The sequence below is a fragment of the Phycisphaeraceae bacterium genome, from assembly GCA_019636555.1.
Taxonomy (GTDB): domain Bacteria; phylum Planctomycetota; class Phycisphaerae; order Phycisphaerales; family UBA1924; genus JAFEBO01.
In genome coordinates this window covers 896,294-909,176 of sequence record JAHBXH010000001.1, presented here as the reverse complement: position 1 = coordinate 909,176, position 12,883 = coordinate 896,294, and the positions used below count along the sequence as shown (strand labels likewise).

Below are 12,883 nucleotides of genomic sequence, written 5' to 3'. Positions count from 1 at the left end.
GCAAGGAAAATCGTGTTCGTGGCGCGCGAGAATGAAGCGGGTTGTTCACGGGAGAATCGCAGAGAACGCGGAGAAAACAGGGGATTTCGGGGAAGAAAAGAGCTTGCCCGTTCCCCGCGTGAGGGTCTTATTTCTTCCTCTTCGCGGGGATCTGGCCGCCCTGGTGGAGAACGAAAGAATCCGAGCTGCCTTCATCGAACACGAACTTCACGTCGGTGTCGAAGGTCGGGCGGAACTCGCCGTTGCCCTGGTAGAGAAGGCGAGTTTCTTTCTGGCCGGTGGCCTGGGCCCACATCTTGCCGTCGCGGTCGAAGAGTTTGATTTCGAGCGGAATCCCTTCGAACGCGAAGTCGCCCTTGAAGCGCGCGATTTCGGCTTCGGTCAAATCAAGATCCTTGGGCTCGAAGACTTCGATGCCGAGCGCGTTCTTGGCGACGATGTCGGCGAATTTGCCGGAGTTGATCGAATCGTTGTTGACGAGCACGGCGACGGTGAGATCGTCGGCGTGCTTGTCGTCCGCCGGGAGCGTGAGGAGCATGGAGTTGAATCCGAAGATTCCGCCACCGTGCGAAATGCGCCTGCGATCCTCCCATTCATCGATCTGGAGTCCGAAGCCGTAGTCGGTCTGCTTGCCGCCTGTGAGAACCGCCGGCGTCGTCATCTGTTTGTACGACTCGGGCGAGACAACCTTTCCCGACGCGAGCGCCATTTCCCAGCGGCAGAGATCGCTCGCCGTTGAGAGAAGAGAACCCGCGGCGCCGGGCACATCCGCCCCGATCGCGCGATCGTTGGTGAGCTTGCCCTGCTGGAGCGAATATCCCTGGGCGCGGTTCTTGATGATGTCGGAATTGGATTCGTAGCGGGTGTGCTTCAGTCCGAGCGGCGTGAAGAACTCATCCTGAAGAAACGCGGCGTAGGGCTTGCCCGAAACCTTTTCGATGATCGGGCCCAGCAAGTAATACGCCGAGTTGCTGTAGTGCCACTTCGTGCCGGGCTCGAAGTCGAGGGGCTTTTCTGCGAACGTTGCGATCAGTTCGGTGGGCGTGAGCTCGAGCGAGGCGTCACGGCTCATCCACTTGCCGTCGCTGGTGTAGGACCAGATGCCGGAAGTGTGGGTCAGGATCTCGCGGATGGTGACGGGGTGGTCTTTCTTGGGAAAATCGGGGAGATAGGTCTGTATTTCTGCGTCGAGAGAGACTTTGCCTTGTTCGACGAGGCGCATGATTGCCGCGGCGGAGAACTGCTTGGTGACCGAACCGATCCGGAAGAGAGAGTCGGGCGTGGCGGGGACATCGAGTTCGACATCGGCGAGGCCGTAGGCCTTGGCGAAGATGATTTCTCCGTTGCGAGCGACGGCCACAGAAACCGCGGCGGCGCCGGGTTCGGCGAGTGCCTTTGTTGCCGCGGCGTCGATTTTTTGGGTGAGGTCGGCGGGAGGAGCGGCGAGGGCGGTGAGGGACGAAAGCAGGACAATGGCGAGCGATGCGCGGAGAGTGGGCATGGTGGCTCCTTCGGGGTGAAGGGTACTTGGGAATGCGCCCGAGGGATTTGCCGCAGCTTTTTGGAAGAGAACGCGGAGGTGCGGAGTCTGCGGAGTTACGCGGAGTGGGAGAATGAGTGCGCGAAACGCAACCGCCCTTTCGCCAACCCCTTTGCTCCCCCACGGAAGGAGCTTCGGAAGTGCGCGAGGTGCGCGGGTGCAGTATGTGTGCGTCACTCGCCCCCCCAACCCCCTCCCTCCGGGAGGGGCCTCGGAGGAAAGCACACCGCCCGGAAGAGCGGTGCCACGGCGAGCGCGCGGAGCAAAAATGAAAAGGGCTCCTCAAGGTTTACCTTGAAGAGCCCAAAGTCGGCGATGACCTACTTTCCCGCAGTGCAGTATCATCGGCAGCGTCAGCTTAACTGCTGTGTTCGGGATGGGAACAGGTGTTTCCTAACGCTTGTGGTCACCGACAAACCGAGTCGGCCTGCCTTTCGGCGGGCCGTCAGAGTTGACAGCGAAGCTGGAAGAAGAAGGCACCAGGCACTCGGCATCAGGCACGAGGCGAAATGCAGAGGGAAAAGGCCCGACGAGCACCGACCTTGCAAAGCCAAGGTCGGTGGCACGAGTGAATAGAAACAGTAAGGATCGAGACCGGACCGCGTGATTGAAGTCACGCGAACAGAACTCTTGAAGCGCTGCCACGAGTTGTTCGGATTCATCTGCGGAGGCGGATGAGAGGGACAAGCCCGTCTCATCTGCGGAGGCAGATGACTCGAACGAAATCGCGGCGGCTGGTTGGTGATCAGACATTCGACCGTTCGTACCGCTCCGCTGAAGGCATTACTGCCCGTACACGCGCGGCCGATCAACCTGGTGGTCTTCCAGGGGTCTTCCGTCTTACGACAAGCAAACCTCATCTCCGGGGGGGCTTCACGCTTAGATGCTTTCAGCGTTTATCCCTGCCATACGTAGCTACCCAGCGGTGCACTTGGCAGTGCAACTGGATCACCAGGGGTATGTCCAACCCAATCCTCTCGTACTAAGGTTGATTCCCGTCAAGTTTGCGACGCCCACAACAGATAGGGACCGACCTGGCTCACGCCGGTCTGAACCCAGCTCGCGTACCACTTTAATCGGCGAACAGCCGAACCCTTGGGGCCGCCTTCAGTCCCAGGATGTGATGGGCCGACATCGAGGTGCCAAACCGCTCCGCCGCTATGGACGCTCGGGAGCGATCAGCCTGTTATCCCCGGGGTACCTTTTATCCGTTGAGCTACGACCCTTCCACACGGGATCGCAGGATCACTAGAACCTACTTTCGTAACTGCTCGACCCGTCGGTCTCGCAGTAAATCCGGCTTGTGCTCTTACACTCGACACACGGTTTCCATCCGTGCTGAGCCGAACTTTGTGCTCCTCCGTTACTCTTTTGGAGGAGACCGCCCCAGTCAAACTACCCGACACCAACTGTCCCTCGCCCGGATTCACGGGAAACGAGGTTAGACCACAAACTTACTCAGGGTGGTATTTCACCTTTGGCTAATCCTGGACCGGAATCCAGGCTTCAAAGCCTCCCACCTATGCTACGCAGAATATGCTCGTGGTCAATAGGAGCCTATAGTAAAGGTCCACGGGGTCTTTCCGTCTTGCTGCGGGTAGGCGGTATCTTCACCGCCACTACTATTTCACCGAGTCGGTCGTGGAGACAGTGATCCAGTGATTACGCTATTCATGCGCGTCGGAACTTACCCGACAAGGAACTTCGCTACCTTAGGACCGTCATAGTTACGGCCGCCATTCGCCGGTGCTTCGGTCGCGACCTTCGCTTTCGCTTAGCCACTTCCTTGACATTCCGGCATCGGGCAAGCGTCACTCTGTATACTTCGGTTTACACCTTTGCACAGAGCTGTGTTTTTGATAAACAGTTCCCAGATCCTTTTCTCTGCGCCCTTTCCTTGCGGAGTAGGGCCCCCTTCTCGCGAACTTACGGGGTTATGTTGCCTAGTTCCTTCACGACCGTTCTCTCGAGCGCCTTAGGCTATTCGCCTCATCCACCTGTGTCAGTTTTGGTACGGGACCTGTTTCGCCACCGCTGCTTTTCTAGGAACTCCCTTTGCTCACATCGGCCACAAGGGCCTGCCCATCCAACAGGGCCGTGAACTCCGGAAATCCGCACAACGGATTGATCTACGCAGGTGCTCGGGAATATTGACCCGACTTCCATCGACTACGCCTTTCGGCCTCGCCTTAGGACCCGGCTAACCCTGGGCGGATTTACCTTCCCCAGGAAACCTTGGATATATGGCGGACAGGATTCTCACCTGTCTAATCGTTACTCAAGCCGACATATGCACTTCTTGGCGCTCCACCTAACTTTACAGTACAGCTTCGATGCACCAAGAACGCTCTCCTACCACTCAATATTGCTATTGAGTCCACAGCTTCGGTTTTCTGCTTATTCCCGATCATTATCGGCGCCAGATTCCTCGTCCAGTGAGCTGTTACGCACTCTTTAAATGATGGCTGCTTCTAAGCCAACATCCTGGATGTCACGGCAACCTGACTTCCTTTGACTGAGCAGAAATTGGGGACCTTAGCTGGTGGTCTGGATTTTTCTCCTTTTGACGACGGATATTGTCACTCGCCGTCTATCTCCCAGCGCTTGAACTATGGCATTCGGAGTTTGGTTGGTCCGGCTAGCCGGGTAGGCCGCTCAGACCATCCAGTCGCTCTACCTCCATAGTTTGCTTGCTGAGGCTAACCCTAGAGTTATTTCGGAGAGAACGAGCTATCTCCCAGTTTGATTGGACTTTGACCCCTCCCGTCAGTTCATCGCAGAACTTTTCAACGTTCACGCGTTCGACCCTCCAGGCGGTTTTACCCGCCCTTCAGTCTGACCAACGGTAGATCACAAGGTTTCGCGTCTAGCCCATGAGACTGATCGCCAGTTTCAGACTCGCTTTCGCTCCGCCTCCGGTCCGGTAGACCTTAGGCTCGCCGCATAGGCTAACTCGTCGGCTCATTATGCAAAAAGCACGCCGTCACCCCTCTTTTGGAGGAGGCTCCGACCGCTTGTAAGCGCACGGTTTCAGCTACTCTTTCACCCCGCTCGTCGCGGTAGTTTTCATCGTTCAGTCGCCTTACTGGTTCGCTATCGGTCGTCGAGGAGTATTTAGCCTTGGAGGGTGGACCCCCCATATTCAACCCGGGTTTCCCGAGCCCGAGTTTACTCGTGGGCATCCCCAACGTGCGGCTACAGGGCTTTCACCTTCTGGAGCGTGTCTTTCCAGACACTTCACTCGCACAATTGGTTCATCCGCGTTCGCTCGCCGCTACTTGCGGAATCGCTGTTGCTTTCTTTTCCTGTGGGTACTGAGATGTTTCACTTCTCCACGTTCGCTTTCGGCACCTATGCATTCAGTGCCGAATACCCTTGCGGGTGGGTTGCCCCATTCGGAAATCCCTAGATCTCTGCCTATTTACCGGCTCCCTAGGGCTTATCGCAGGTTTTCGCGTCCTTCATCGCCTCTCGACGCCAAGACATCCGCCGTGCGCCCTTCGTGCCTGATCACCAACCTGACGCCGCGATGCTCCGCCCGGCCAATCGCTTGGTCGAACTTCGCACCTCGTAGTCAAGTCGTACCCCGCAGGCCTGAATACCCGCGGTTTCGATTCCTCCGTCCGATTGCCTTGCGGCACGCGGACTGATTCGTCGAAAAGGCCAACCTGAATTGCGCTTCGAGAGTCCGTTGATGCCTGCTTGCTTTGGGTTTGCACCCATCGCAAACAGACGTCTCCGATCTCGATTCTTACTTGCTTCTATTGCACTCAAAACCTGGCCGAAAAGAAGTCTTTTTCAAGGCTTCCATTGTGGGCTCAAGGTCTTTGAGTCGTCGTGATTCCGGGTGTTGCACTCGGGGCCGCGGCACGCATGAAAGCATCCGCACCCGTCGGCAAAGGCCCGGGATCGATTCTTCTTCCAATCTCCGGTTGTCAAAGATACCCGTCGCCGTGGCCTTCGCCCCGGTGATCGGCCCGACTCGGTTTTCACCGTTCCGGGGTTCCGCCCGTTTTGAGAGCGGAGGGAAGTCTAGGGACACCCCCTCAGGGGTCAAGTGCTGGACAAAAGTCTTTTGCGAGTCGGCTCTAAACTCTGAATCTTCAAGCCTTTACAGAAACTGAACGCCGGAGTACCCCGAACGGTTCAGCCGCCGGCCGACTTCGCGGACGCTTCGATTCGCTTGTACAGCGGGCTGTCGCGATCCTTTTCAGGGTCGCGGATGATGACCTGGCCGTTGATATCCCGCAAAACCGCGACGAAACTCGGCGTGCCCGAAGCATTCGGCATCGGCGCGACATCGAGCAGAATCACGCCGTCGAGCGTGACGCGGATGTTGTCGGGAACGGTGAACGATGCCGGCGCTTCGGCTTCTGCCGTCGTTCCGGGATTCGCCGTATCAGAGGGCGCGGTCGGCGCGCTCGCGAGACTCTTGGGAAGATTGATGCTCCCCGAAAGCGGATCACCGATGTTCATGCCGGCGGTCTGCTTGCGGTAATGCCCGAAATAGAACTTGTAGAGTTCGACCGACGCTCGGGCCGCCCCGAGATCGTTGTCGGGAGTCGCCGAGGTCACGAAGAAGTACTCGGCCCGATCGACATCGACCGCGTTGCTCCACTCCGACCACGGGCTCTTGATGATGCTGTTTGCGGCAAGGCTCTGCTGCTCTTCCTTGAGATTCATGCCGCGACCGAAGAGGGGGTTGTTCACGCCGAGGCGGAGTCGGTAGCGGTAGCGCTCACCGGGCTGCGCGGTCGCGTCGTGCATCCAGAATGTCACCGAATCCTGCGAGAGCAGGCTGGTGATCGCGGCGGGCGCCCCGCCGGCGGGCGCGGTGTCGCCGGTCGATTGGGGCGAGATTCTCGCGATTTCTTCCGCGAGAAGTCGCTCGCGGTTCTCGAGCCTGTTGATGATGTTGGTCAGTCGCGTGCGCTCGACGGTGTTGTTGACCGTCGGAGTGGTGGGCGGTGGCTTGGGCGTGGGTGCCCGTCCGGGCGCCGGCTTTTCAGTTGGCTTGGGCGCTTCGGGCTTCTTGGGCTCGTCTTTGGGAAGCTTCTCGAGTTCCTCGCGCCGCGTCTTGAGGTCGGCGCGGACTTTTTCGAGTTCGGACTGCTTGGCGGCGATCACGCCGGGATCCGCGCCCGCCTTGGTGCGAGTCGCGGCAGCGGAAGGCGGAACCCAGTCCTGAGCGCCCAGTGTCTTGTAGAAGGCGGGGCGCAGGATTTCGGACGCTTGCTCGCGCGCGCTACGCAATTCTGATTGCATGTCTCCATTGGTTTTGACGTTCTCGTTCCAACCAACAACGAAGAGATGCCGCCCGAGCATCGCGGGGAGGACGACGCCCTTGCCCCACGAACCGTCGGACTTCATCTGCTCGCGCTCGGCTTCGACGGATACTGCTTCGATTCCTTCACGCCACCAACCCTGCGGCATCGCTTCGAGAGGACCGGCGCCATCGGGATCGGACTGAAGCGAATCGACAAGCGACCTGATATCGATGGTCGATTCAACGCTGACGAAAGGATGATCGAACGGCTGTTCCTTGGGCAAAAGCGCGGCGAGCTCGGGATATGCCGCGGTTTCGTCCGGGCTGATCGTGGACCAGAATGCCGCGGCAACAGCGGGCGCGGGCTGGGGCAATGCGACCTCGGCAAACGTCGCGTCAGTCACGATGACGTTGGTGGCACCCAGCGCGACCGCCGGTCCGAGCGCCGGGAGTGACTTGCGCGGGGCGATCGCGCCCTTGACCAACTTTTCCCACTCGCCCTTCATGTCCTTGCCGGCGGAATCAAAGCCGTCGGGCAGAGGGGGTGTCGACGCGTCGAGCTTCGACTTGAGCACGTTTGCGGCTCGTTTCACCGGTTCGTACGCGCGGGCGGCTGAAACCGTGTCGCCGCCGATCTTGACCTCGTTGGGGTTGGTGAGGAACTGCTGCGCAATGACGGCGAGCAAAGCCACGCCCGCGAGCACGACGACGATCTTTTCGACGTGCTGCTCGATCGGATTTATTCCCTTCAGTTTCATCGCTGATCCTTATTCGGGCGGCCGGCGGCGGCGCCCGCGAGATTGATTACTTGGGACCCTCTTCCGTGTGCCCTTCGCTTCCTGGAGCCGCGAGGTCGGGAAGCCCGAGCGCCGTTCGCACGGAAGGCGGGAAGAGCGGTTCGGTCCACGATCGCAGCCATGTGAACTCGAGATCGAGAAGCACACGGACGACATTCTCATCGCCGTAGTAGTACCCCTGAGAGAGGTCCTGCCAGCCGTCCACCTTGTCCATCGCGAATCCGACGACAAAGGCGAAATTGGTCCGGCCGATCGCGTTGAACAATTCGGGCAATCGAGCGCTCGAAACGATGAGCGTGACGCGCGCTCGGCGCACGTCGTATTCGGTCGATGCGCCGTCGGCGTGTCCGCTGATCGAGTCCTTGAATTCGCCGGGCGCGGCAGGTGCACCGGGGTTTCCAAAGGCGCCCGTGCTCTCCGAGGCAGTCTGAACGTGCCAGGGCAGAATCTCGATCTTCTCGATGCGCTTCACGACCGCGTCTTTTTCGCTCGCCAATCGGCCGTCGGAAGCTGTGTTGGCATTACGGATGATCGCGAAAACATCCTGGAGCAGCCAGAAATCGGCCTGCCAGAGGAATGTCTGCCGGATGCCGGGCGGAGTCGCCGGCGCGGTGAGAAGAATCTGGTTCGATCCGGTCGTCGCTGCTCCGTAGTTGCCGGGGCCGGAAGAGGCGGAAGACGGGAAAACGCTCATGTCGGCGTAGATGGAGATTTCGTTCGCGCGCCGCACGTATTCGGTCTTCCGCGCATCGAGGAGAAGCTTGGCCAAAGACTCCTTCTCGCTCTGTGTGAGTTCGCGATTGGCGGAATTCCCCCGGATTTTCTCGGTTTCGCGCCGCAGAACGTCGTTGAGCTGGGCTTCGAGTTGCGACGAATTGACCGGGCCGCCCGCTCGCACGGAGTCGAGCAGACCCTGGTACGCCGATTGAGTCCCTTGCGTGGGATTCCCGGCAAGCTTCTGGACGAACTCAAGGACTTTGAATTGTTCCTGACCGGGACCGGGCGACGGGAACAGACCGTCGATAAGCGCCTTCTTGTCACCCTTGTTGAAGGCCTCGGCGAGTTTGACGATGCTCTCGCGCTGTTCGAGCAGCTGTTTCTTCCGCTCGCTGAATTTCTGCGTGTAGAACGAATTCGGCGGCTCCGAAATCTCGACCGCCTTGTCCTGCCCGGCGACGAGCGGCAACGCGTACGTCACCTTCGTGTTGTTGACTTTGGTGAGCAGGTCGTTGGCCGCCTTTTGCTGCTCTTCGCGGATGCTCTCGTTCCAGGCGGAGCTGAACCACCAGGTGCAGCCGAGGACCGCGATCGTGAAGATGCAAAGCGTTGGAACGATCCAATTCTTCTTGAGCCACGGGAGGATATTTTTCATTGCTTGGCCTCCGGCTGCTGCGCGGGCAGCTTGGATGCTGTGAAAGAGATGGTGAAGGTCGTGGGAGGCGGAGCGCCTTCCTGTGCCGGAGGTTTCATTGCCGCGATCGGCGCGAGCGTCTCGAGGCTCGCTTTGCCCTCTTGTCCGGGTCCGGCGTTCGACGTCTGCGCGAGCGGAGTCGGAGACGTGCTCGGTGCACCGGGAATGATCGCCGAAGCGAGTTCCTGGCGCCATGGGGCGCGCGACACGATGATTTCGTACGGAACCCCTGGACGCGTGCCGTGCGTGCGGAGCCAATTGTCAAGTGTGGCGAGGATGAACTTTTGCGGCTCGGGCTGATGCGTTGTCACGACGAGCGTGACGAGCACGCGCGGGCGATCGGGCGGTCCGAGCGGGCCCGAATTGTCCGTGGGCTGGACCATTCCGGGCGCTTCTCCTCCGGAAGGCGGGAAGTACGCGGTTGTCATGCGGTCCACCTGGAAACCTTCGGGAACGACCGCGGCGGACCCGACGTCCTTCGCCCACGTGCTCGCGCGCCTGGACGAATCCTCGATCATCAATCCGACATCGTTCACGAGGTTGGCGTAGAACGTCCGGTTGTCGAGCATGGAGATCATCTTGGCGGCACGTTCGTCAGCAGCCACCGAACCGACAACGCCGGCTTCTTCCGCTTCCTTCTTGAGCCGCTCACCCTGACTGATCGTCGCTCGGATATTCGGCACTTCCGGATCCGCGGCAGAAGCAGCAACAGCATTCGAATCAAGGAACGGGCGGACAAACATCGCCACGCCGGCGACGGCCGCGATACCTGCCGCGGCACCGAACCACTTGACCTTGCCCTTCCACATCGCCTCGCGGATGATCGAGACCGGCATTAAGTTGGCGTTGATCGTGCCTGCCCCGACGCCCTGGAGTGCGAGCCCGTACGCCGTCGTCATGTCGAGCGCACGCGAATTGAACTTGGCGGCGCGCTCGCCGCCGTCCTTGTTCCCATCAAGCGGGAGAAGATTCGCCTTCTTGAACTCTTCGACGCGGTAGACCTCGATCCCGAGCTGCTGCTTGAGATATTTGCGGAGCCCGGGGAGATTCGCGGTCGCGCCGATGAGGATCACGCGCTGCAGGTTCGCATCCTTGTGCAGCGACTGGTAATAGCCGATGCTGCGCTGGATGTCCTGACCGAGGTCGGTGAAGACCGGGCGCATCGCCTGGAAGACCTGGCGAGCGTGCTTAGAGTCTTCGGCTTCCTGCTTGAGTTTCTCGGCCTTTGGGTAACCGATCTGGAACGCGCTCACGAGTGCTTCTGTGAACTGATGTCCGCCGAGCGGGAAGGTGCGCACCCACATACGCCCCGCTTCGGAAATCACAAGATCGGTGGACGTCGTGCCGATGTCAACAACGATCGTGCCCGGAGTCTTGTCGTTGAAATCAAGGTCGTACGCGAGCGCGTTGAAAACCGCGATCGGCCCGAGCGTGACATATCCCGGAGTGAGCCCGACATCCTGCAGCATCGTGAGCCGCTCGCTGATCCGCTCGCGCGTGATCGCGAAGATGCCGACTTCGATCTCCGGGCTGTCCGGGCTGATAAATGTCTGATAGTCCCACTCAACCTGCTCGAGCGGGAACGGAATCTGCTGCATCGCTTCGAACTTCACGATGTCGGGAACCTTCTTCGGCTCGACCGGCGGCAGCTTCGCGAAGCGCGCAAAGCTCGAGTGACCGGGAACACTGACCGCGATCTGCGTCTTGCTCAGGTCGTACTGACTGACAAGCGTTCCGAGCGAGACGCGCAAAACGTCGGACGGATCGACACCGGGAGTCGAGAGCGTGCGCGGGTGATCGATGATCGCCATGTCGAGCACATTGACGCGATCGCCCGCGTTCTCGATCTTGACGGCCTTGATTGCCGCGGCTCCGATCTCGATTCCCCAGCAGATGTTCGAACTTGCCATGCCTTGGTTTCCGGGCCGGAGCGATCAATCGCGCCGGCCAAGCGTGAACATGCAACACGGAGACTCGCGGCGCGAGACCTTCCGCCCCCCACTCCAACCCCACCCACCCCACCCATCCCCACCCATCCCCACCCATCCCCACTCCGCTCTGCGGCGAACACCATGCGGCGCTTCCCCCATTGGAAAGCCGATGGCGCCACGCTCCGACAGCCGGAGAGTGAACGAACCCCTTCCCGAACGAACCCACGCCGGGGGTGCTTGCGTCCGGATGGTACACAAAGCGACCCCGCTTCGGACACTACGAGCCAAATGATCGAGGTGTTTCGCGCCTTGGAAAGGCTCCGAAGCGCAAAAGTGAAAACAGCGGACGCTTCTCCTCTCTCTCCCAGACGAGTCGTGCCGCTGTTCCCACGAAAATGTCGAGATTTCTGGTGCGTACCGCGTCAGGATTCCAAGCGGACCAAGCTCGGAATCCGGCGGATGGCGGGTGCAATGTACACGACAACTCGTGGGCGATTCAAGACTCTTTTTCAGTCTTTGCGCAGAACTCTTGATTGGGGGAAAACGCTTACGGGCGGCTCGCAACGGGTGCCGCGGGCACGACCGTCACTGCGGGTTCTCCCGGGATCGAGCCGCCGTCGCGCAGAGCGTGCAGCACCTCCGGCGCGATCGAGCGGGTGACCTCGCCCACCTTGGGCTTGGCATCAAATCCCTGCGCTTCCGCAAGTGCCTGATCGATCGTGTAACTCTGCGAGGCCATACGGAACAGCGCAATCGCGCAGCTCGTCCGCTGGGCGCCGGTCGCGCAGTGAATCAGGACCGGCTGGTTGGCAGGATCCAGAGCCAATCGCAGTGCCGCCAGATACTCGTTCGGATTCCCGGTGGAATCTCCGACCAAATTGAACTTGTACCTCTTGAGCCCGAGCACTTGAGCAGTCAATTGCTGCCTGCGGTCGCGCGGGTCGCCGTCGGGGGCAACTCCCAGATCGATCACGGTTTTCAGGCCTGTTTTCCTGGCTATTTCTTCCATCGCGGCAGGCGAAAGCTCCGCGCTGCGATACACCTTTCCGGGAACGACTTCCCCGAATCGCTTGGGCCAAACATCGGGCTTCACAGCCTTGTAGGCGAAAACGGTCAGCCCGATGGCGAGCGCGAGAGCGATCGCAGCGCCCAGGAGCGATCCCAAACCAGCGGGTTTTCTCATGCGGCTCGTCAACGGCCCGATGCTACGCCTTAGGATCAGGCATGGGCCGCCATCAGACACCACCTTCCGAGGAACCGGGCAGTGCGGGCGTGGTGCGCCGCGGACCAGCCTATCCCTCGGCGGTGGAACGACTTATCGATGAATTTACGAAGCTGCCCGGGATCGGTCGAAAGTCGGCGGAGCGCCTCGCGTTCTATGTGCTGAAGAACGATGAAGCAACGGCGAACGGGCTGGCCCGCGCGATCCAGGACGTCAAACAGAAGATCAAGCACTGCCGCATCTGTTGGAACCTCGCCGACGGGCAAATCTGCGCCATCTGCGACAACCCTTCGCGCGACCGTTCGCAGGTGCTCGTTGTGGAGCAGCCCAAAGACCTGATCGCTCTTGAGCAAACGGGTATGTACCGTGGCACCTACCACGTTCTGATGGGCCGACTCAGCCCGCTGGATGGCGTGGAAGCCAGTGACTTGACCATCGCGGATCTGGTTCAAAGGGTAAAAGACCCGACTCGCAACGCCGGTAATGTTCCGATAACTGAAATTATTCTCGGACTCAACCCAACGCTTGAAGGCGACGGAACCGGGCTCTACTTGCAGCGTGAACTAGAATCGGCGGGTGTAGGTATCACTCGATTGGCACGGGGTTTGCCGAGTGGCAGCCAATTGGAGTATGCCAACAAGGCGGTTTTGGCCGATGCCATACAGAGCCGGCAGCGGTTGAGCGGGAGTTAGCCGCGGCCTGCCGGGCGAAGAGAG

The 12,883-nt window shown here is 60.0% G+C and carries 6 protein-coding genes and 2 rRNA genes; 1 reads left to right on the top strand and 7 read right to left on the bottom strand.

The window, feature by feature from the left end; all coding sequences use genetic code 11:
• Positions 1-127 precede the first annotated feature (127 nt).
• From KF691_03770 to KF691_03740, 7 genes are all read right to left on the bottom strand, one after another.
• Positions 128-1,501, bottom strand: a complete 1,374-nt coding sequence (locus KF691_03770; GenBank protein ID MBX3388554.1) for a beta-lactamase family protein — start codon at positions 1,499-1,501, stop codon at positions 128-130.
• A 346-nt stretch (positions 1,502-1,847) separates the two neighbouring features.
• A 5S ribosomal RNA gene (gene rrf, locus KF691_03765) occupies positions 1,848-1,954 on the bottom strand.
• A gap of 326 nt (positions 1,955-2,280) precedes the next feature.
• Positions 2,281-5,053, bottom strand: a 23S ribosomal RNA gene (locus tag KF691_03760).
• Between the two features lie 633 nt (positions 5,054-5,686).
• Positions 5,687-7,564, bottom strand: a complete 1,878-nt coding sequence (locus KF691_03755) for a hypothetical protein (GenBank protein MBX3388553.1) — start codon at positions 7,562-7,564, stop codon at positions 5,687-5,689.
• Between the two features lie 46 nt (positions 7,565-7,610).
• Positions 7,611-8,975, bottom strand: a complete 1,365-nt coding sequence (locus KF691_03750) for a hypothetical protein (GenBank protein MBX3388552.1) — start codon at positions 8,973-8,975, stop codon at positions 7,611-7,613.
• The gene (gene pilM / locus KF691_03745) at positions 8,972-10,924 is read right to left on the bottom strand and encodes a type IV pilus assembly protein PilM (protein ID MBX3388551.1); all 1,953 of its coding nucleotides are present in this window, start codon (positions 10,922-10,924) and stop codon (positions 8,972-8,974) included. The genes KF691_03750 and pilM overlap by 4 nt, the downstream gene beginning before the upstream one ends.
• 568 nt (positions 10,925-11,492) lie before the next feature.
• Entirely contained in the window at positions 11,493-12,128 is a 636-nt protein-coding gene (locus KF691_03740; GenBank protein ID MBX3388550.1) for a tyrosine-protein phosphatase, read from the bottom strand.
• Between the two features lie 41 nt (positions 12,129-12,169).
• On the opposite strand from KF691_03740, the gene recR reads away from it, so the two are divergent.
• Positions 12,170-12,859, top strand: coding sequence for a recombination mediator RecR (gene recR / locus KF691_03735; GenBank protein ID MBX3388549.1), 690 nt, complete (start codon positions 12,170-12,172; stop codon positions 12,857-12,859).
• Positions 12,860-12,883 lie beyond the last annotated feature (24 nt).

Bases quoted from the DNA above. Each gene is read 5' to 3' on its own strand.
- recR (MBX3388549.1), top strand. From the start codon at position 12,170: ATGGGCCGCCATCAGACACCACCTTCCGAGGAACCGGGCAGTGCGGGC.
- KF691_03740 (MBX3388550.1), bottom strand. From the start codon at position 12,128: ATGAGAAAACCCGCTGGTTTGGGATCGCTCCTGGGCGCTGCGATCGCT.
- pilM (MBX3388551.1), bottom strand. From the start codon at position 10,924: ATGGCAAGTTCGAACATCTGCTGGGGAATCGAGATCGGAGCCGCGGCA.
- KF691_03770 (MBX3388554.1), bottom strand. From the start codon at position 1,501: ATGCCCACTCTCCGCGCATCGCTCGCCATTGTCCTGCTTTCGTCCCTC.
- KF691_03750 (MBX3388552.1), bottom strand. From the start codon at position 8,975: ATGAAAAATATCCTCCCGTGGCTCAAGAAGAATTGGATCGTTCCAACG.
- KF691_03755 (MBX3388553.1), bottom strand. From the start codon at position 7,564: ATGAAACTGAAGGGAATAAATCCGATCGAGCAGCACGTCGAAAAGATC.